The sequence below is a fragment of the Aeromonas sp. S15(2024) genome, assembly GCF_041402265.1.
Lineage (GTDB): Bacteria > Pseudomonadota > Gammaproteobacteria > Enterobacterales > Aeromonadaceae > Aeromonas > Aeromonas dhakensis.
Genome location: NZ_JBGLQY010000006.1, coordinates 1 through 18,583, shown reverse-complemented (window position 1 = coordinate 18,583; position 18,583 = coordinate 1). Strand labels below are relative to the sequence as shown.

At 61.7% G+C, this 18,583-nt stretch carries 17 protein-coding genes, 1 rRNA gene and 1 riboswitch; of the genes, 8 read left to right on the top strand and 10 right to left on the bottom strand.

All coding sequences use genetic code 11. From position 1 onward, the window contains the following. Nucleotides 1-276: 276 nt before the first annotated feature. The 4 genes from ACB033_RS13650 to ACB033_RS13635 all read right to left on the bottom strand — a co-directional run bounded on the left by ACB033_RS13650 (nucleotide 277) and on the right by ACB033_RS13635 (nucleotide 2,824). Nucleotides 277-429, bottom strand: a complete 153-nt coding sequence (locus ACB033_RS13650; protein ID WP_005304348.1) for a hypothetical protein — start codon at nucleotides 427-429, stop codon at nucleotides 277-279. 36 nt (nucleotides 430-465) lie between these two features. Next, nucleotides 466-1,575: an MJ1255/VC2487 family glycosyltransferase gene (locus ACB033_RS13645; RefSeq protein ID WP_139726438.1), complete on the bottom strand. Its 1,110-nt coding sequence runs from the start codon at nucleotides 1,573-1,575 to the stop codon at nucleotides 466-468. Further along, a complete protein-coding gene (locus ACB033_RS13640; RefSeq protein WP_043171982.1) occupies nucleotides 1,572-2,075 on the bottom strand; it encodes a phosphatase PAP2 family protein in 504 nt (167 codons plus the stop codon). Before ACB033_RS13640 ends, ACB033_RS13645 begins: the two co-directional genes overlap by 4 nt. A gap of 125 nt (nucleotides 2,076-2,200) precedes the next feature. Further along, nucleotides 2,201-2,824 carry a TetR/AcrR family transcriptional regulator gene (locus ACB033_RS13635; RefSeq protein WP_005304358.1) on the bottom strand — a complete coding sequence of 208 codons (624 nt, stop codon included), beginning with the start codon at nucleotides 2,822-2,824 and terminating at the stop codon, nucleotides 2,201-2,203. A gap of 406 nt (nucleotides 2,825-3,230) precedes the next feature. Between ACB033_RS13635 and leuA the strand changes: the two genes are divergently transcribed. The 5 genes from leuA to ACB033_RS13610 all read left to right on the top strand — a co-directional run bounded on the left by leuA (nucleotide 3,231) and on the right by ACB033_RS13610 (nucleotide 9,068). After that, nucleotides 3,231-4,805: a 2-isopropylmalate synthase gene (gene leuA / locus ACB033_RS13630; RefSeq protein WP_043171981.1), complete on the top strand. Its 1,575-nt coding sequence runs from the start codon at nucleotides 3,231-3,233 to the stop codon at nucleotides 4,803-4,805. 2 nt (nucleotides 4,806-4,807) lie between these two features. Then, nucleotides 4,808-5,893 carry a 3-isopropylmalate dehydrogenase gene (gene leuB, locus ACB033_RS13625; protein WP_139726437.1) on the top strand — a complete coding sequence of 362 codons (1,086 nt, stop codon included), beginning with the start codon at nucleotides 4,808-4,810 and terminating at the stop codon, nucleotides 5,891-5,893. 32 nt (nucleotides 5,894-5,925) lie between these two features. After that, entirely contained in the window at nucleotides 5,926-7,323 is a 1,398-nt protein-coding gene (gene leuC, locus ACB033_RS13620; protein WP_139726436.1) for a 3-isopropylmalate dehydratase large subunit, read from the top strand. Between the two features lie 99 nt (nucleotides 7,324-7,422). Continuing rightward, a complete protein-coding gene (leuD, locus tag ACB033_RS13615; protein ID WP_139726435.1) occupies nucleotides 7,423-8,022 on the top strand; it encodes a 3-isopropylmalate dehydratase small subunit in 600 nt (199 codons plus the stop codon). A 116-nt stretch (nucleotides 8,023-8,138) separates the two neighbouring features. Further along, a complete protein-coding gene (locus tag ACB033_RS13610) occupies nucleotides 8,139-9,068 on the top strand; it encodes a transglutaminase domain-containing protein (protein WP_139431548.1) in 930 nt (309 codons plus the stop codon). 89 nt (nucleotides 9,069-9,157) lie between these two features. Here ACB033_RS13610 and ACB033_RS13605 read toward each other — a convergent pair whose 3' ends face one another. Beyond that, nucleotides 9,158-9,448, bottom strand: coding sequence for a PilZ domain-containing protein (locus ACB033_RS13605; RefSeq protein WP_005304376.1), 291 nt, complete (start codon nucleotides 9,446-9,448; stop codon nucleotides 9,158-9,160). Between the two features lie 91 nt (nucleotides 9,449-9,539). Further along, a riboswitch (TPP riboswitch) is annotated at nucleotides 9,540-9,630 on the top strand. A 51-nt stretch (nucleotides 9,631-9,681) separates the two neighbouring features. On the opposite strand from ACB033_RS13605, the gene thiB reads away from it, so the two are divergent. From thiB to thiQ, 3 genes are all read left to right on the top strand, one after another. Next, nucleotides 9,682-10,662, top strand: a complete 981-nt coding sequence (thiB, locus tag ACB033_RS13600) for a thiamine ABC transporter substrate binding subunit (protein WP_139431546.1) — start codon at nucleotides 9,682-9,684, stop codon at nucleotides 10,660-10,662. Then, the gene (gene thiP, locus ACB033_RS13595) at nucleotides 10,659-12,281 is read left to right on the top strand and encodes a thiamine/thiamine pyrophosphate ABC transporter permease (protein ID WP_139431545.1); all 1,623 of its coding nucleotides are present in this window, start codon (nucleotides 10,659-10,661) and stop codon (nucleotides 12,279-12,281) included. Before thiB ends, thiP begins: the two co-directional genes overlap by 4 nt. A gap of 71 nt (nucleotides 12,282-12,352) precedes the next feature. Further along, the gene (gene thiQ / locus ACB033_RS13590; RefSeq protein ID WP_139726434.1) at nucleotides 12,353-13,060 is read left to right on the top strand and encodes a thiamine ABC transporter ATP-binding protein; all 708 of its coding nucleotides are present in this window, start codon (nucleotides 12,353-12,355) and stop codon (nucleotides 13,058-13,060) included. 68 nt (nucleotides 13,061-13,128) lie between these two features. On the opposite strand, the gene ACB033_RS13585 is transcribed toward thiQ, so the two are convergent. The 5 genes from ACB033_RS13585 to rrf form a co-directional block, all read right to left on the bottom strand. Next, entirely contained in the window at nucleotides 13,129-14,499 is a 1,371-nt protein-coding gene (locus tag ACB033_RS13585) for a PhoH family protein (RefSeq protein WP_139726433.1), read from the bottom strand. A gap of 186 nt (nucleotides 14,500-14,685) precedes the next feature. Next, nucleotides 14,686-15,369 (bottom strand): NrdJb, encoded by a 684-nt coding sequence (locus ACB033_RS13580; protein WP_139726432.1) that lies wholly within the window; start codon nucleotides 15,367-15,369, stop codon nucleotides 14,686-14,688. 10 nt (nucleotides 15,370-15,379) lie between these two features. After that, nucleotides 15,380-17,527, bottom strand: coding sequence for an adenosylcobalamin-dependent ribonucleoside-diphosphate reductase (locus ACB033_RS13575; RefSeq protein ID WP_139726431.1), 2,148 nt, complete (start codon nucleotides 17,525-17,527; stop codon nucleotides 15,380-15,382). A gap of 213 nt (nucleotides 17,528-17,740) precedes the next feature. Then, nucleotides 17,741-18,190, bottom strand: a complete 450-nt coding sequence (locus ACB033_RS13570; protein ID WP_005304399.1) for a pullulanase — start codon at nucleotides 18,188-18,190, stop codon at nucleotides 17,741-17,743. Between the two features lie 288 nt (nucleotides 18,191-18,478). Further along, nucleotides 18,479-18,583, bottom strand: a 5S ribosomal RNA gene (gene rrf / locus ACB033_RS13565); the annotation flags it as partial.

The window sequence follows — 18,583 nt, the reverse complement described above, 5'->3', positions numbered from 1 at the left end:
GGCACTGTCGATAGTAGAAAAATAGGTTTTTTCCATCATTCACCCGCAAAGCGGGTGAAAAACCAACTTAACCCGCTTGTGAACGGTTGTCCACGGCTTTGTCTGACCACAACAGTCATAAATTTCAAACAACTATTAACATTCAGTGACTTGCTGGAAAGAGTGGGAACAATGCGGGGAAGATGGGTGGCAAGCCAGCGGATCATGCTGCAACAACCGCCAAAAGCGGAAAAAAATGGCCCACCGCCAGGGTGGGCCTTGGTGGCAGGCTGCGGATCAGTGATCCTGTTCCGGCTCCGCCAGCCAGATCTGCTGATCCGGATCCGTCTCTTCGCAGACCGAGATGCTGACCCCCATGTCCAGCAGCTCGTGCAGGGTGAGATTGTCCGCCAGGTTCATGGTGTCGCCGTTTTCATTGGTAAAGCGCATGGTGTCCGTCCTCTCCTTGGTGGGATCCCTCTCAGTCTAGTCAAAGGCGCTCACTTGCGATAACCAGCAACTGCTGAGGGCACTCCCCTCCTCCAGCTCGCTCAGCCGATCGCACACCTCCTCCGGAAACAGGGTTCGGGCCCACAGCCGGCGGGAGAGATCCGCCACGCTCTCCTGGGCGCCGGCGGCGAGCCAGCCGGCCAGCTCCCCCGCCACATCGGGGTAGCAGATCTGGCCCGGGGCCGTCGCATCCAGCCAGGCCCGCACCGCGTTGGCATCGAGCGCATCCATCAGCCGCGCCAGCCCCATCAGTTCGAGGGTCTTGCTATTGGTCAGCTGCTCGAACTGGCCTCCCAGCGGCTTGACCAGCAGCTTTTTGCCAAGGGAGAGCGCCTCCGAGGCGAGCTCGAAACCACCGTTGGTGATGACCCCGCGACAGCCGGCCAGCACCTGCTTGAACGCCTCACGGGCCTGCGGCTCGAAGCGAATGTTGCGCCACTGGCTGGCATTGCGAATGGCCGGATGAAAGCAGACGAAGTGTTGCTGGTTGAAGCGCGACAACAGGGCCGCGATCGCCTCGGTCTGCTCGAACGGCAGATAGACCAGGATCTGCTGGTTGTCGGGCCCATGACTGATGGGATCTATGATGGGCGGCAACAGGGGCTGGCCGAAGTGAAACCAGTGCAGCCCGAGCGACTGGCGCACCGGCGCGAAGTAGCGCATCAGCTGGCGGTTGAAACCGCTCTCCCCCCAGCGTGGAATGGGCCAGTCGAAACTCGCCTGATGGCTGATGGTGAGGCTCGGCTTGTCCCAGCGGCGAGCGGCATGGGCGCTGATAGGCTCGAAATCGCTGATGACGAGGTCGTAGTCGCGACAATCGAGCGCTCGCATGTCGCGCCAGAAGCGCAGGGGCGAGAGCCCCTTGAGGGTGCGCCAGTTCGAGATGGCCCCCTCATGGCTGACGAAGGTGATACCGGGAAAGGTGCGGTAGTCGCCGAATTCGGCCATCTCGAAGTAGCCGTCCGCAGGACGGCCGCTGAACAGATAGTCCACCTCGAGACCACGGGCCCGCAAGGCCCGCGCCAGGGTACGACTGCGACTGATGTGGCCGTTGCCGGTCCCCTGCACACCGAACAGTATCTTCATCCCTGCCCCCACATGAGCGCCAGCAGGGCGCAGCCACCGCCGAGCAGGGCGCCGGCTACCAGGTCACTCAGATAGTGGACCCCCAGCAGCAGACGGGATGCCCCCACCAGCGCGGCCCAGACGAACAGCAACGGCGCCCAGAACGGGAAGCTGGCCGCCAGCACGGTTGCCATCAGGAAGGCGGCGGCGGTGTGGCCCGAGGGCAGGCTGTAGCGGTCGGAGGGGGTGATGAAGACCGGCAGCCCCACCGGGCGCTGGCGTTTGAGGGCATTCTTGAGCAGCAGGTAGAGCGGCAACTCGAGGGCGAAGGCGAGCAGTGCCAGCTTCACCAGTTCGCGCTCGGCTTCCCCCTGCCACCAGAGCAGGGCCGCCAGCACGGCGTAGAGCGGGCCGTCACCGGTACGGGAGATGAGCCGGCTGATCCTGGCCTGTGGCCGGTTGTAGGCGTGGAGCAGGCAGATGCGGCACACCTGCAGGTCCCATTGCTGGATCTTGTTCATAACCCCTCCTTCCCTAGCGTCACAGAGCAGACTAGGGTGGCGGGGTGACACTTGGTTGACGTTCAAATAACAGATTTATGAAAAAAGGGCCGAATGGCCCTTTTTGCTACCAGCGTGGCAAATGATCAGTTCAGGGTGCCGCGCAGGCCGTTTTCCATCAGGCGGCAGTTGTGATCCGCCAGGCGAGCCATGAAGTGCTCGTCCACGGTCAGGCCGAACACCTGCTCGTAGAGATCCTTCATCACGAAGGGCTGCCACATCATGCTGAGGAAGGAGATCTTCAGCATCTCGGGATCCAGGTTGTCACCCAGCTCGCCGTTGTTCTTCATGGACTCCAGCAAGGCATCGAACTGGGGCAGCTGGCGTTCCAGCAGGCGGTTCAGCACAAAATCCCGACCCGGACTCTTCTCGGTCGATAATGCGCTGGAGATGGCGGAGGTCAGCTCGCTGTTGGGCGCCATCACCTGGTAGTAGGTGTTGAGCAGATCGTTGAGGCTGCGGTTGCCGGTCTCGTCGTGCCAGGCCTGGTCGAGCGGCTCGGCCACATCCCCCAGCACCGCCTTGTAGAGGCCCTCTTTGCTGCCGAAGTAGTAGTGGATCATGGCCAGATTGGATCCAGCCAGCTCGGCGATCTCGCGGGTCGTCACCTTGCTGTAGGGGGTGTTCAGAAAACGCTCGCGAGCGGCACAGAGCAACTTGTCACGAATGTCAGAACGTCCGACCGGACGACCAGGTCTACGTTTTTCCATTTAATACCTCGGATAATTCAGCAGAAACTGACAAGTCGATCTGATTGTACAGATGATCGAGTACAGCAGGAATGACCAGATAATCGGGCAAGGGCCGAATATGGGACAAGTAAATTTGCACTCCTTTACAATCCGATTAAATAAACCAGCGAAATGAACCGGGTGCGTACGGTTGACACAGCATAAAAATCTCGATATTGGTAAAGCGTTATCGACTGCAAGGATTGATTCATCATGCGTATTGCCGCTCCGCTACTACTAATCGCCCTAATCGCGACCTCTCGCGCGGGATCCTTGTAGCCGGGCTCAGGCATAGCCGGAATTTACAAAAACCCGTGCACCCTGCACGGGTTTTTTTATGCCAACGCAGGATGCACGTCACCGAACTTAGGAAGAGGGAAGTCACATGTCAGATCGGGTCATCATATTCGACACCACCCTGCGCGATGGTGAGCAGGCCCTGGCGGCCAGCTTGACGGTCAAGGAGAAGCTGCAGATCGCCCAGGCACTGGAGCGGCTCGGTGTCGACGTCATGGAGGTGGGGTTCCCGGTCTCCTCCCCCGGCGACTTTCAATCGGTGCAGACCATTGCACGTCACATCAAGCAGAGCCGGGTCTGTGCCCTCGCCCGCGCCCTGCCCAAGGACATAGACGCCGCCGGCGAGGCCCTGCGGGTCGCCGACGCCTTTCGCATCCACACCTTTATCTCCACCTCCTCCATCCACGTCGAGAGCAAGCTGAAGAAGAGCTTCGAGGACGTGCTGGAGATGGGGGTCAGCGCCATCAAGCACGCCCGCCGCTATACCGACGACGTGGAGTTCTCCTGCGAGGATGCAGGCCGCACCCCGATAGACAACCTGTGCCGCATGGTGGAGGCCGCCATCAAGGCCGGCGCCCGCACCATCAACATTCCCGATACCGTGGGCTACACGGTGCCGACCGAGTTCTCCGGCATCATCCAGACCCTGTTCAACCGGGTCCCCAACATCGATCAGGCCATCATCTCGGTGCACTGCCACGACGATCTGGGCCTCTCGGTGGCCAACTCCATCGGCGCCGTGCAGATGGGGGCCCGCCAGATCGAGTGCACCATCAACGGCATCGGCGAACGGGCCGGCAACTGCTCGCTGGAAGAGGTGGCGATGATCCTGAAAACCCGCGCCGACCTGCTCGGGGTGCACACCAACATCCGCCACAGCGAGATCCATCGCACCAGCGCCCTGGTCAGCCAGCTCTGCAACATGCCGGTGCAGCCGAACAAGGCCATCGTCGGGGCCAACGCCTTCTCCCACAGCTCCGGCATCCATCAGGACGGCGTGCTCAAGGCGAAAAACACCTACGAAATTATCACCCCAGAGAGCATCGGCCTCACCCAGAACAACCTCAACATGACCTCCCGCTCCGGCCGCCACGTCATCAAGCACCGGATGGAGTCCATGGGCTACGCCGAGAGCAGTTACGATCTCGACGATCTCTACGCCAAGTTCCTCACCCTGGCCGACAAGAAGGGGCAGGTGTTCGATTACGATCTGGAGGCGCTCGCCTTCTTCAGCCAGATCCACGAAGAGCCGGAGCACTTCAAGCTGGAGTACCTGGGCGTGCAGAGCGGCAGCTCGGTGATGGCCACCGCCTCGGTGAAATTGAAGGTGGGCCAGGAGATCGTCAGCGAAGCCGCCACCGGCAACGGCCCGGTGGATGCGGTCTACCAATGCATCAACCGCATCACCGGCTACGAGATCAGCATCGACAAGTACGAACTCAAGGGCAAGGGGGAAGGCAAGAACGCCCTCGGCCAGGTCGACATAGTCGCACAGTACAAGGGCCGCAAATTCCATGGCATGGGCCTGGCCACCGACATCATAGAGTCTTCCGCCCAGGCGTTGATCCACGTGATCAACAGCATCTGGCGCGCCGATCAGGTGGCCGAACAGATGGAACGCAACGTCGCAAAAACAGACAAGATCAATACGGAGAGCGTGTGAGTATGAGCAGTTATCGGATCGCAGTATTGCCGGGTGACGGCATTGGCCCGGAAGTCATGGCCGAGGCCGTCAAGGTGCTGGAAAAGGTGCAGGCCAGATTCGGCTTCGCCCTCGACTACGAGCGCCATGACGTGGGCGGCATCGCCATCGACAACCACGGCACCCCGCTGCCCCAGAGCACCATAGCCGGCTGTGAAGCGGCCGACGCCGTGCTGTTCGGCTCGGTGGGCGGCCCCAAGTGGGAGCATCTGCCCCCCAACGATCAGCCGGAACGCGGCGCCCTGCTGCCCCTGCGCGCCCACTTCAAGCTGTTCTGCAACCTGCGTCCGGCCCGTATCTACACCGGCCTCGAGCAATTCTCTCCGCTGCGGGCCGACATTTCGGATCGCGGTTTTGACATCGCCTGCGTGCGCGAGCTGACCGGCGGCATCTACTTCGGTCAGCCCAAGGGGCGTGAAGGGGAAGGCCCCACCGAGAAGGCATTCGACACCGAGGTGTACCATCGCTTCGAGATCGAGCGCATCGCCAAGATAGCGTTCGAGTCGGCCCAGGTGCGCAAGGCCAAGGTCACCTCCATCGACAAGGCCAACGTGCTCGCCTCCTCCATTCTGTGGCGCGAGGTGGTAAACGAGGTCGCCAAGGGGTATCCCGACGTCGAACTGAACCATATGTATATCGACAACGCCACCATGCAGCTCATCAAGGATCCGTCCCAGTTCGACGTGCTGCTCTGCTCCAACCTGTTCGGCGACATCCTCTCCGACGAGTGCGCCATGATCACCGGCTCCATGGGGCTGCTCCCCTCCGCCAGCCTGAACGAATCGGGCTTCGGACTGTTCGAGCCGGCCGGCGGCTCGGCCCCGGACATCGCTGGCAAGGGGATCGCCAACCCCATCGCCCAGATCCTCTCCGCCGCCCTGATGCTGCGCTACAGCCTCGGCCAGGAAGCCGCCGCCCAGGCCATCGAGCAGGCCGTGGCCCAGACCCTGGCCGAAGGCTACTTCACCGCCGACCTGCATCAGGCCAGAGCCAAGCACCCGGTGCAGAGCACGGCCGAGATGGGCAGCCAGATCGCCGCGCGCATCTGACCCCACGGCATAGATAACAAGGAAACCGAGCAATGGCCAAGACCCTCTATCAGAAAGTATTCGACGCCCACGTGGTGCGGGAAGTGGAAGGGGAAACCCCCCTCATCTACATCGACCGCCACCTGGTGCATGAAGTGACCAGCCCGCAGGCATTCGACGGCCTGCGCGCCATGAACCGCCAGCTGCGTCGCCCGGATCTGACCTGGGCCACCATGGATCACAACGTCTCCACCACCACCAAGGACATCGCCGCCTCCGGCGAGATGGCCCGCATCCAGATGGAGACGCTGGCCCATAACTGCAAGGAGTTTGGGGTTCGCCTCTATGACCTGAACCACAAGTATCAGGGTATCGTCCACGTGATGGGTCCCGAGCTCGGTATTACCCTGCCCGGCACCACCATCGTCTGCGGTGACTCCCACACCGCCACCCACGGCGCCTTCGGCTCGCTCGCGTTCGGCATCGGCACCTCCGAGGTGGAGCATGTGATGGCCACCCAGACCCTGAAACAGGGCCGTGCCAAGACCATGCGCATTTCGGTCAACGGCAAACTGAGTGATGGCATCAGCGCCAAAGACGTGGTGCTGGCCATCATCGGCAAGGTCGGCCATGCCGGCGGTACCGGCTATGTGGTGGAGTTCGCCGGCGAGGCCATCGAAGAGCTCACCATGGAAGGGCGCATGACGGTGTGCAACATGGCCATCGAACTCGGCGCCAAGGCCGGCATGATCGCCCCCGACCAGACCACCATCGACTATATCCGTGGCAAGGAGTTCGCCCCCAAAGGCGAGGCGCTGGAGCAGGCCATCGCCTACTGGCAGAGCCTCAAGAGCGATGCCGATGCCAAATTCGATGCCGAAGTGGTGCTGGACGCCGCCGACATCGCCCCTCAGGTGACCTGGGGCACCAACCCGGGTCAGGTGATCGCCGTCAATGAACCCATTCCGGCGCCGGAATCCTTCAGCGATCTGATGGAGCAGCAATCCGCCCGCAAGGCCCTCGCCTACATGGATCTGCAACCGGGTCAGAAGCTCTCCGACGTCGCCATCGACAAGGTGTTTATCGGTTCCTGCACCAACAGCCGCATCGAGGACTTACGCGCCGCCGCCGCCATCGCCCGCGGTCGCAAGGTCGCCGCTGGCGTGCAGGCGCTGGTGGTGCCGGGCTCCGAGCAGGTGAAGGCCCAGGCCGAGGCCGAGGGGCTCGACAAGATCTTCATCGAGGCCGGCTTTGAATGGCGTCTGCCCGGCTGCTCCATGTGCCTCGCCATGAACAACGACCGGCTGCAACCGGGGGAGCGCTGCGCCTCCACCAGCAACCGCAACTTCGAGGGGCGTCAGGGCCGCGCCGGCCGCACCCATCTGGTGAGCCCGGCCATGGCCGCCGCCGCCGCCGTCACCGGCCGCTTCGCCGACATTCGTGCACTGTAAGAGGGGTTGAGGATGAAAGCATTCAAACAACACGGACGGCCCTTCGCCGTCACCGACATCATCTTCGCCGATATTCGTGCACTGTAAGAGGGAACGTACATGACAGGTTTCAAACAGCATAAAGGGATCGTCGTCCCCCTCGACAGCGCCAACGTCGACACCGACGCCATCATTCCCAAGCAGTTTCTGCAGAAGGTCAATCGCATCGGTTTTGGCAAGCACCTGTTCCACGACTGGCGCTTCCTGGACGATGCCGGTCTGCAGCCCAACCCCGAGTTCGTGCTGAACCAATCGCAGTTCGCCGGCGCCAGCATCCTGCTGGCCCGCGAGAACTTCGGCTGCGGTTCGAGTCGCGAGCACGCCCCCTGGGCGCTGGCGGACTACGGCTTCAAGACCATCATTGCCCCGAGCTTTGCCGACATTTTCTACGGCAACGCCATCAACAACGGCATGGTGCCGGTGCGCCTGAAGGAGGAGGAGGTCGACGCCCTGTTCCAACTGGTCGCCGCCCAGCCGGACATCGAGATCGAAGTAGATCTGGAAGCCAATCAGGTGCGGGCAGGTAGCCTCTGCTTCGGCTTCAAGATCGATGAGTTCCGTCGTTACTGCCTGCTCAACGGGCTGGATGCCATCGGCCTGACCCTGCAGCACGAGGCCGCCATCAGCGCCTTCGAGGCAAAACAGCCGAGCTGGATTTAATCAGCCAGTTGCAAAAAACGAGTAGAATCAACAGGGAGCCTTGGCTCCCTGTTTTATTGTCAGGCCTAGGTGCACGCCATGGCCCGCCACTTCTGCATACCCGACGGGACACCTGGATGAAGATGACACTCGCCCTCCCCCTGCTCTGCGGCCTCTGGCTGGCGCTGCCGGTCTGCGCCGGGCAGACCTATTTCAACAGCAGTGGCGGTCAGCTCAACGTCGGCTGGCAGGACAAGGACGGCAAGGCGCAGCAACTCACCTATCGGCTGGAGGCAGGCAAGCTGCCGCCGCTCATCGCCTATCGGTCGGCCCGCATGCAGGAGGACGTGCTGCAGAGCCTGCTGCAACAGGGAGTGGCCGAGTTCCCCGCCGTGCAGTTCTCCCTCTCCCGCCCCGAGATGGAGCTCAGACTCAAGGGCCGCCAACCCGAACAGGTCGCCAAGGCCATGAGCTGGCTCACCCAGCAGCGCGACAAGCAGGAGGCTGCGTGGCTCAAGCTGCACTATTTTCAGCCGTTCACCGCCCCCGACGGTGCCGCCGCCATCAAGCAGGATCACGTGCGCATCGCACTGGAGAGCCGCAGCGAACTGGCGCCGCTGGCCGAACAGCTCAAGCAGCAGGGCAGCACGGAAACCGAGGCGCGCCAGAAGACCACTGCCCACATGCTCGACTTCGTGCAGGCCATCCCCTATCAACTGCTCGACAGTCAGTCGGGCCGCCAGGGCAAGGGCTTTCTCAGCCCCCGCCAGGTACTGGAGCAAAATCAGGGCGACTGCGACAGTAAGGTAACCCTGATGACCGCCATGCTGGCCCAGCTCTTTCCCGAATTGAAACAGGCCATGGTGTTCGTACCGGGTCACGCCCTGCTCGGAGTGGCGCTGCCGGCCAAGCCAGGCGAGGCTACCTTGAGCTGGGAAGGGGAAACCTACCTGCTGATGGAACCCACCGGCCCGGCCCAGCTGGCGATGGGTCAGCTGGCCCCGACCAGCAAGACCTTCATCGACAGCAAGCAGCTCAGCGTGCAGCCGGTTCGCGCCGACAAATAGGTGGTGGACGTCATGAAAACGAGGGGGGACAGGCCACAATGAAAGCGACCAGCGCAGGGCTGGTCGATGGAGGCAAGGAAATGGATGGCTCAGGCGAGGGACTGGAACTCGATGGCCAGCAAGAGCCCGTCCTCCTCTTCCAGCACCCTGATGATGCGGGCCTGCGCCTCGAAGGGGGGCAACAGGTTGTTGTTGGTGGCCAGGCTCACCCGGATGGGCTGGGTCGTATCGAGCTGGTGCTCCGGCACCGAGATGCCCATGCCGTTGGCGCTGAGATCCCGGCAGACCCCCTCCAGCACCTGCTGCTGCTGGAAGATGGTGACGGGAGCATTGATTATCATGCGCTGGAAGGCGCGTCTTTCCTTGGTGCTGGTGATCACGCAAACATCCTCTGTTGAGCTGATCCGTCTCGCTGGCCCGCAGGAACAATTGTGCTGGCCTCCCCCCAAGAACGTTAATACAATGCGGTGCGTTTCTCAAACGGGGTGCGGTCTACCGCTGAGATTATACCCGTGAACCTGATCCAGATAATGCTGGCGGAGGAATTTGAGGCATGGCGCTCGTTTTTGCGCCCTCATCCGCTGGCACCTCATTGCTAAAGGGAGTGCCACCCATGAAAACCCTGCTGCTAGCCGCCACCGGCCTGCTCTCCGCTCAGGCCTTCGCGGCGGATACCCTCACCGTCTACACCTACAGCTCCTTCACTGCCGAGTGGGGACCCGGTCCCAAGATCAAACAGGCCTTCGAGAAGGAGTGCGGTTGTACCCTCAATCTGGTGCCGCTCGAAGATGGCGTGGCCATCCTCAACCGGTTGCGACTGGAGGGCAAACACAGCAAGGCCGACCTGGTGCTGGGGCTGGACGATGCCCTCGTCAGTGAGGCCAAGCAGAGCGGCCTGTTCGCCGCTCACGCCACCAAGCTGGATGGCCTCAAGGTGCCCGGCGGCTGGCAGGATGACACCTTCGTCCCCTACGACTATGGCTACTTCGCCTTCGTCTACGACAAGGAGAAGCTCAAGCAGCCCCCCAAGAGCCTGAAAGAACTGGTAGCGCGGCCCGACCTCAAGATCATCTATCAGGATCCCCGCACCTCCACCCCGGGCCAGGGGCTGATGCTGTGGATGAAGTCGGTCTACGGTGACCAGGCCCCCGCCGCCTGGGAGCAACTGGCCAAAAAGACGGTCACCGTCACCAAGGGGTGGTCAGAGGCCTATGGCATGTTCCTCGATGGCGAGGCGGACATGGTGCTCTCCTACACCAGCTCACCCGCCTATCACCTGATTGCCGAGCACAAGTCCCAGTATCAGGCCGCGGCGTTTGAAGAGGGGCACTACCGTCAGGTGGAGGTGGCCGCCAAGCTCAAAAATGCCAAGCAGGGCAAGCTGGCGGATCAGTTCCTGCAGTTCATGATAAGCCCCGCCTTCCAGAACGAGATGGCGACCGGCAACTGGATGTATCCGGTGATCGACACACCGCTGCCCAAGGGCTTCGAGCAGATGATCACCGTAGCTAAGCCGCTCGCCTTCAGCTCTGACGAGGTGGCCGCCAATCGCAAGGGCTGGATCCGCGAGTGGCTGCAAGCCGTTACCCAGTGAGTCATCTCTTCGTGAAACCTGGGACGCGTCTGCTCTGGTGGCTGCCGGGCAGTGCCGCCACCGTCCTGATCCTGCTGTTGTCGCTGGGGCCGCTGGCGGCCCTGTTGTGGCAGGCAGGGGGGCTAGCCCCTCGCCCCCTGCTGGCTGACCCCTACCTGCGCCACGTGCTGGGCTTCAGCCTCTGGCAGGCGCTGCTCTCCACCCTGCTGAGCCTGGGACTGGCCATTCCGGTGGCCCGCGCCCTGGCGCGGCGCCGCTTTCCGGGGCGCACCCTGCTCATCAAGCTGTTCGGCCTCTCGCTGGTACTGCCGGTCATCATCGCCGTCTTCGGCATCGTCGCGGTGCACGGCAAGCAGGGCTGGTTGCCGCAACTGCTGCACGGGTTCGGGCTCGCTCCCGGCAACTACCTCTACGGCCTGTTCGGCATCCTGCTGGCCCACGTCTTCTTCAACATGCCGCTGGCCGCGCGTCTCTTGCTGCAGAGCCTGGAGAGCATCCCCGAATCCTCCTGGCGCCTCGCCAGCCAGCTCGGCATGCGCTCCTCCCATATCTTCCAGCTGCTGGAGTGGCCGCTGATCCGGGCCCAGTTGCCAGGGCTGGCCAGCCTCATCTTCATGCTCTGCTTCACCAGCTTCGCCACCGTGCTGGCGCTGGGGGGTGGCCCCAAGTCCACCACCCTGGAGGTGGCCGTCTATCAGGCACTGCGCTTTGACTTCGATCTCGCCACCGCCGGCGGACTGGCGCTGGTCCAGCTCATTCTGACCGCCGCCCTGCTGATGCTGCAGCACAAGCTGCAGAGCAGCCCGGCCAGCCGGATCACCTCTCATCGCCCCTGTCTGCGACCGGACCGTCATCAGCCGGGCAGCGGCCTGGTGGATTCCCTCGCCCTTGCCATCGGGCTGGCGGTATTCCTGCCCCCCTTGCTGGCCATCGTGGTGGCCGGCCTCAATCCCGGCCTGCCGGATGCCCTGACCTCAGGCAAGTTGTGGCTGGCCAGCGGCCAGTCGCTGCTGATTGCGCTGGCGGCGGGCAGCCTGGCCACCCTGCTCGGCAGCGCCCTGCTGCTCACCAGCCGCCATCTGCGGGTTCGGGAGCACAAGCGGCGGGCCGCCACCCTGTGGGAGACCAGTGGCTCGGTGATCCTGATGATCCCGGCGGTGGTGCTCTCCACCGGCCTCTTCATCCTGTGCATGCCGTTTGCCGATGTCTTTGCCCTCGGCCCCTGGCTGGTGGTGCTGGTCAACGCCCTGATGGCGCTGCCCTATGTGCTGCGTACCCTCTCCGCCCCCATGCAGCTGGTAGTACGCCAGTACGACCGGCTGGCCGACAGCCTGGGGGTACACGGCCTGCATCGCCTGCGACTGGTTGAGTGGCCCCTGCTGCGCCGTCCGCTGGGCCAGGCGGCGGCGCTGGCCATGATCTTGTCGCTCGGGGATCTCGGCGCCATCGCCATGTTCGGCAGCCAGGAGCTCACCACCCTGCCCTGGCTGCTCTATCAGCAGCTCGGCAGCTACCGGCTGACCGAGGCGGCCGCCACCGCCCTGCTGCTGCTCACCCTCTGCTTCTCCCTGTTCTGGCTGGTAGAGCGGGGGCTTGGAGGAAAGCATGCCGACCATTGAGAGACAAAAGACCCGACGCTACCGTCTCGGCGGCTGTGCTGGTCGCTCAAACGCCCCCTTGAGAGGAAAACATGCTGAACATTGATGAGCTGGTGACCAGCTACCCGGACTGGCGCGTCAGCTTCAGCGCCACCCTGCCCAAGGGGGAGATCACCGCGCTGATCGGTCCGAGCGGGGCAGGCAAGTCGACCCTGCTCGGCATGATCGCCGGTTTCGTGCCGATAGAATCAGGCACCCTCAGCTTCGATGGTGAAGATCTGCTGCCGCTGGGCCCGGCCGCACGGCCGGTCACCACCCTGTTTCAGGATCACAACCTGTTCCTGCACCTGTCGGTATTCGACAACATCGCCATCGGCCTGCACCCCGGCCTGCGCCTGAACGCCGCCCAGCGGGCTCAGGTGAAGGATGCCGCGAACCGGGTCGGCCTCGGCGAGATGCTCACGCGCCTGCCGGAGCAGCTCTCCGGTGGCCAGCAGCAACGGGTGGGGCTGGCCCGCGCCTTGGTACGCGGCAAGCCGCTGCTGCTGCTGGATGAGCCCTTCTCGGCGCTCGATCCAGCCCTGCGCCGGGAGATGCTGGCGGAGGTGGCCAGGCTCGCCTGCGAGCAGGGCATTACCGTGCTGATGGTCTCTCACAACCCGGAAGATGCCCAGCTCATCGCCGATCAGGTGTTGTTCGTGGACGAGGGGCGCATCGCCCTGCAGGGTACGCCGGATATCCTGCACAACAGCGACCACCCCGGGCTGCTGCGCTACCTTGGCCGCACAAAGGAGCAGTGACCGGCAACGGGATCAAAAAAGGGGAAGCCGGTCGGCTTCCCCTTTTCATATGAGGATGGATAGTCAGATCAGAGGTTTTCCTCGGCGAAGGAGGCGAGCTTGCTGCGCACCACCCCGTTCAGGAAAATGTTGGCACTGCCATCGAAGTCCTTGAAACGCTCGACTATGTAGGTCAGACCCGAGGTCACCGGGCTCAGGTAGTTGGAGTCGATCTGGGCCAGGTTACCGGAGCAGACGATCTTGGTGCCCTCGCCGCAGCGGGTGATGATGGTCTTGATCTGGGACGCGGTCAGGTTCTGGCACTCATCCAGCAGCACGAAGGTGTTCTGGATGCTGCGCCCGCGCATGAAGTTGACCGATTTGAACTGGATGTTGGCCTTCTCCATGATGTAGCTGAGGGACCCGCTCATGTTCTCGTCCTGCTTGTGCAGCACCTCCAGAGTGTCGGTGACCGCAGCCAGCCAGGGCATCATCTTCTCTTCTTCGGTGCCGGGCAGGAAGCCGATGCTCTCGGCAATTTCCGGAGTATTACGGGTTACGATGACCTTCTCGTAGATCCCCTTCTCGATCACCAGCTCCAGGGCGGCAGCCATGGCCAGCAGTGTCTTGCCGCAGCCCGCCGGGCCGGTCAGGATCACCAGATCGATGTGCGGGTCGAGCAGCGCATCGAGCGCCATCCCCTGATAGACGTTCTTCGGATGCACCCCCCACGCCTTGCGGGACATCAGCCGCTCGCGCCCTAGATCCTTGATGCGGATCTTCTGGTTGTCGTGGCTGAGTACCCGGGCGGCGAAGAAGTTCTCTTCATCGATCAGGTACTGGTTGACGTGAACCCCCTCCAGCAGCTTGGCATCGATGACGTGGACGGTATCGCGGCCATGGGTCTCGCTGTCACACTCGCCGACCCGCTCCCAGAAGCTGCCGGGCACCGTCTGGAAGCCCTTGGCGAGCAGCCGGATGTCATCGATCAGCTGGTCGCTGCGATAATCCTCGACGTGGGCAAGCCCGGCCCCCTTGGCCTTGAGCCGCATGTTGATGTCTTTGGTGACCAGCACCACCTGCCGCTTCAATTCGTGCTTTTGCAGGTAGAGGGCCGCGTTGATGATGCGGTTGTCGGCCTCCTTGTCGGTGAACACCTCGGCATCCTGCGGCAGATGATGGTCACTGAAGATGGAGATGTGACCGCTCGCCTCACCGGCCAGCGCAACCCCTTGCGCAATCTGTTCCGGCGTTGCGTCGCGAAATACATCCTCCAGCGCCCGGATGGCCACTCGCGCATCGCGGCTGACGTCCTTGTGGCGATCCTTGATGTTGTCGAGCTCTTCCAGCACCGTCATGGGGATGAGCACGTCGTGCTCTTTGAAGGAGTAGATGGCGAGAGGTTCGTGAAGCAGAACGTTGGTATCCAGGATAAACAGCTTTCGGTCCGTGTTGTCCATAAGCATCCTCCTTGGCACTGAAGGTGCCACGTGTGTGAATCTCAGATGTCATTGAAACCACACGGCCGTGACAGTTTTATTACCCCCAACGCTACGCCCGATTTTACCATCACGCAACAAATCACTTGGGCACCCCGCGTGTTTGCGCAGAAAAACAGCAGCTGACCTTTACTGGCCCCCAAGGGTTCAACTGCACTTGGAGTCGCCGCAGTTAAGGCAGGTCATGCAGCCATCTTTCTGCACCAGCGCCTTGCTGTGGCACTTGTAGCAGAGCGCCGCACCGGGGGGAAAACCACTCCCAGCCTGCTGCTCGTCGGCTTCTTGCGCGGCTTGGATCTCCGCCTGCTTGCCGGCCAGAAACGCCTGCTGGTGCTCATCCAGCCCGGCCACCTTGAGCATACCGATCTCGGTGAGGTGGGTCTCGATCACGTTGCCAATTTCGGCGATAAGGGACGGTACGTACTTGCCCTTGTTCCAGTAGCCACCCTTGGGATCGAACACGGAGCGCAACTCCTCCACCAGAAAGGTGACATCACCCCCCTTGCGAAACACCGCCGAGATGATGCGGGTCAGCGCCACTATCCACTGGTAATGTTCCAGGCTCTTGGAGTTGATGAAGATCTCGAATGGCCGGCGGGTCTCGTGCACCGTCCCCTCATTGAGCACTATGTCGTTGATGGTGATGAACAGCGAATGTTCGGAGACATGCTCCGGCGTCTTCAGTTTGTAGGTGGTGCCCATCAACCGCTCCGGCCGCAGCACTGTCTCGTGCATCTGTACCACGGCATCCTGCTGGGCCGGCTCTGCTTGCGGCTCATCCCGGGTTTTCACCTGGTAGGCGACGATTTTCCCGTCGATCTTCTTGATCATGAACTCGTCCTCAAAATTTGCCGTAATAGCCTTCTTTCAAGGCGTCGTAGAGGTTGGCGGCGGTATGCAGCTCGCCATCGTATTCGATCTCCTCATTCCCTTTTGCCGTGACGACTGAGCCATCCTCCAGGGTGAACTCGTACTGAGTCTTCTCCAGATCCTGCTCCTTCACCAGCACGCCCTGGAAGGCTGCCGGGTTGAATCGGAAGGTGGTGCAGCCCTTGAGCCCCGAATCCGAGGCATAGAGGTAGATGTCCTTGAACTGTTCGAACGGAAAGTCGGTCGGCACGTTGGCGGTCTTGGAGATGGAGGAGTCGATCCAGCGCTGGGCTGCCGCCTGAATGTCCACATGCTGCGCCGGCGTGATGTCGTCGGCGGTGATGAAGTAGTCCGGCAGCCGGGTCGCCTCATCCTCGGCATAGGACATGGCCGCCGGATTCACCAGCTCGCGGTAGGCAAGCAACTCGTAGGAGTAGACATCCACGCCCTCCTTGCTCTTCTTGCCCGGCTTGATGACGTTGCGGCTGTAGTGGTGGGCAAAGCTCGGTTCGATACCGTTGCTGGCGTTGTTGGCGAGCGAGAGCGAGATAGTGCCGGTCGGCGCTATGCTGCTGTGGTGGGTGAAACGCCCCCCCACTTCTGCCAGCTCGGCAACCAGGGCAGGATCCACCTCGGCCACCTGCTGCATATAGCGGCTGTAGCGCGCGTGCAGCACCTTGCCCTTTACCTTGTCGCCCGGCTTGATGCCATCCGCCGCCATCTCGGGGCGCAGTCGCAGCAGCTTGCCGGTCACCTCGAACTCCTGCTCCATGATGGGGGCCGGGCCCTTCTCCTTCGCCAAGGCCAGGGACTCGCGCCAGCCGGTCATGGCCAACTCCTGGGATACCAGTTCGGTAAAAGCGACTGCGGCGGTAGAGCCATATTTTATCCGCAGCATGGTGAGGGCCGAGCCGAGGCCAAGGAAGCCCATGCCATGCCGGCGTTTGCTGATGATCTCCTCGCGCTGCTTGGCCAGCGGCAGCTGGTTGATCGCCACCACGTTGTCCAGCATACGGGTGAAAATGGCCACCACTTTGCGAAATGCGGGCCAGTCAAAGGCGGCCTGTTCGGTGAAAGGATCGCGCACGAAGCGGGTCAGGTTGATGGATCCCAGCAGGCAGGCCCCATAGGGAGGCAGCGGTTGCTCGCCACAGGGGTTGGTTGCCCGTATCTCCTCGCAGAACCAGTTGTTGTTCATCTGGTTGACCTTGTCGATAAGGATAAAACCGGGCTCCGCATAGTCGTAGGTGGAAGTCATGATGACGTTCCACAGCCTGCGGGCCGGCAGGGTCTTGTAGACCTTGCAGGCGACCTGTCCCAAGGCGTTGACGACAACCCCCTCCTTGTTGGGCCAGTCGGCCCAGACCACCTGGGCGGGATCATCCAGCGCAATACCATCCTGCCCCACCTCCCTGGCGGTGTAGGGGAAGATAAGCTGCCAGGAGGCATCCTCTTTCACCGCCTTGACGAACTCTTCGGTGATGAGCAGGGAGAGATTGAACTGGCGCAGGCGGCCATCCTCCCGCTTGGCCTGGATAAACTCGACCACATCGGGGTGACGGATATCCATGGTGCCCATCTGGGCGCCACGACGCCCTCCCGCCGACGAGATGGTGAAACACATCTTGTCGTAGATATCCATGAAGGAGAGCGGGCCAGAAGTATGGGCCCCGGCGCCGGAGACGAAGGCCCCGCGCGGGCGCAGGGTCGAGAAGTCATAGCCGATGCCGCAGCCGGCCTTCAGGGTCAGCCCCGCCTCGTGCACCTTGCCGAGGATATCGTCCATCGAATCCTCGATGGTGCCGGACACGGTGCAGTTGATGGTGGAGGTAGCAGGCTTGTGCTCGAATGCGCCGGCATTGGAAATGATGCGACCAGCAGGAATGGCACCATTGCGCAGGGCCCACAGGAAGAGCTCATACCAGGCATCAGAGTCATGCTCCTGCGCGGCGAGAGCACGGGCAACCCGCTGGTAAGTCTCATCGATGGCACCATCGATGGGAGTGCCGTCCTTGCTCTTGAGCCGGTACTTGCTGTCCCAGATCTCGAGGGAAGTCTCCTGCAGAGGGATCTGGCGAAAGCCGCTTTCGCTCTCTCGCACCGGATGTGATTTAGCCATGTTCAATCAACCTCCTGGATATGCCGCGACCTCATGACAGTAACAGCCATTACTACATATAGCCAACACGGAAGATGAAATCACAATATATAGTAATTATTTGCGCTTTCTGGTCATGTCTGCCACAAGAAAATGCCCCGGCCAGCAGGATACTGATCCGGGGCATTACATCGCGTCATTTAATTGCTCGGGAAGCTTGCTTCCCGTCGCAGATCAGGGCTTCTTGACGTATACGGTCGGGGTGTCACCAGCCATATTCAGATAGAACTCATAGACACCATCCGCATCCGGTGAGAACTTCATATCCTCATACTTGGAGCAGGGATTGACCGGTACGGCTTCTCCACCCAGCACGGCAACGCCATCGCTTGGGCTCTTGTAGCCGAAGTTGGTGCCACAGCTCCAGCCGGAGTCGGCGAATTTGAACTTGTAAGGAGCCCACTCTTTCTTGAGCGTTCCCTTGGCCATATAGAGCTTGTCGGCCACCTTGACCACCTTGCTCGCGTCGGTTGCCATCCAGTCGTTCATCTCCCCGCGCAGGTAGATGGACTTGCCACCGAAATCGCTGTTGTCCGCCGCCTGCTCTGCACCGCCATTGGATGCGCAACCGCCTAATACCAGGGTTCCCGCCGCCAGCATCATCGTTACTGTTCTTTTGAACATGTGTCCATTCCTCAGATTATTGTGATTCCTTGGCCCATCGAACGTAGGCTGACGAATTAAAGCAGAGCGGGCATCGCAAGAAAGGTAGAGGCATCACATTCCGTGCTTTTTCTGTTCAACAATTGAATTGATGGACAAATATCAGCCCCGTAATGGGCAAACCGCACAAGAAGCAGTGTGAGTAAGGTGGTTGCAGATCGAACAGCTGAACTGCACTTAGGGGAGAAATGACTGAATTTCAGGCAATAAAAAAGCCCGCTCAAATGAGCGGGCTTCTTCAATTTGGGTGCCTGGCAGTGTCCTACTCTCGCATGGCGAATGCCACACTACCATCGGCGCTACAGCGTTTCACTTCTGAGTTCGGCATGGGGTCAGGTGGTTCCACTGCGCTAT

Bases quoted from the DNA above. Each gene is read 5' to 3' on its own strand.
- ACB033_RS13650 (WP_005304348.1), bottom strand. From the start codon at position 429: ATGCGCTTTACCAATGAAAACGGCGACACCATGAACCTGGCGGACAAT.
- ACB033_RS13645 (WP_139726438.1), bottom strand. From the start codon at position 1,575: ATGAAGATACTGTTCGGTGTGCAGGGGACCGGCAACGGCCACATCAGT.
- ACB033_RS13640 (WP_043171982.1), bottom strand. From the start codon at position 2,075: ATGAACAAGATCCAGCAATGGGACCTGCAGGTGTGCCGCATCTGCCTG.
- ACB033_RS13635 (WP_005304358.1), bottom strand. From the start codon at position 2,824: ATGGAAAAACGTAGACCTGGTCGTCCGGTCGGACGTTCTGACATTCGT.
- leuA (WP_043171981.1), top strand. From the start codon at position 3,231: ATGTCAGATCGGGTCATCATATTCGACACCACCCTGCGCGATGGTGAG.
- leuB (WP_139726437.1), top strand. From the start codon at position 4,808: ATGAGCAGTTATCGGATCGCAGTATTGCCGGGTGACGGCATTGGCCCG.
- leuC (WP_139726436.1), top strand. From the start codon at position 5,926: ATGGCCAAGACCCTCTATCAGAAAGTATTCGACGCCCACGTGGTGCGG.
- leuD (WP_139726435.1), top strand. From the start codon at position 7,423: ATGACAGGTTTCAAACAGCATAAAGGGATCGTCGTCCCCCTCGACAGC.
- ACB033_RS13610 (WP_139431548.1), top strand. From the start codon at position 8,139: ATGAAGATGACACTCGCCCTCCCCCTGCTCTGCGGCCTCTGGCTGGCG.
- thiB (WP_139431546.1), top strand. From the start codon at position 9,682: ATGAAAACCCTGCTGCTAGCCGCCACCGGCCTGCTCTCCGCTCAGGCC.
- thiQ (WP_139726434.1), top strand. From the start codon at position 12,353: ATGCTGAACATTGATGAGCTGGTGACCAGCTACCCGGACTGGCGCGTC.
- ACB033_RS13585 (WP_139726433.1), bottom strand. From the start codon at position 14,499: ATGGACAACACGGACCGAAAGCTGTTTATCCTGGATACCAACGTTCTG.
- ACB033_RS13580 (WP_139726432.1), bottom strand. From the start codon at position 15,369: ATGATCAAGAAGATCGACGGGAAAATCGTCGCCTACCAGGTGAAAACC.
- ACB033_RS13575 (WP_139726431.1), bottom strand. From the start codon at position 17,527: ATGGCTAAATCACATCCGGTGCGAGAGAGCGAAAGCGGCTTTCGCCAG.
- ACB033_RS13570 (WP_005304399.1), bottom strand. From the start codon at position 18,190: ATGTTCAAAAGAACAGTAACGATGATGCTGGCGGCGGGAACCCTGGTA.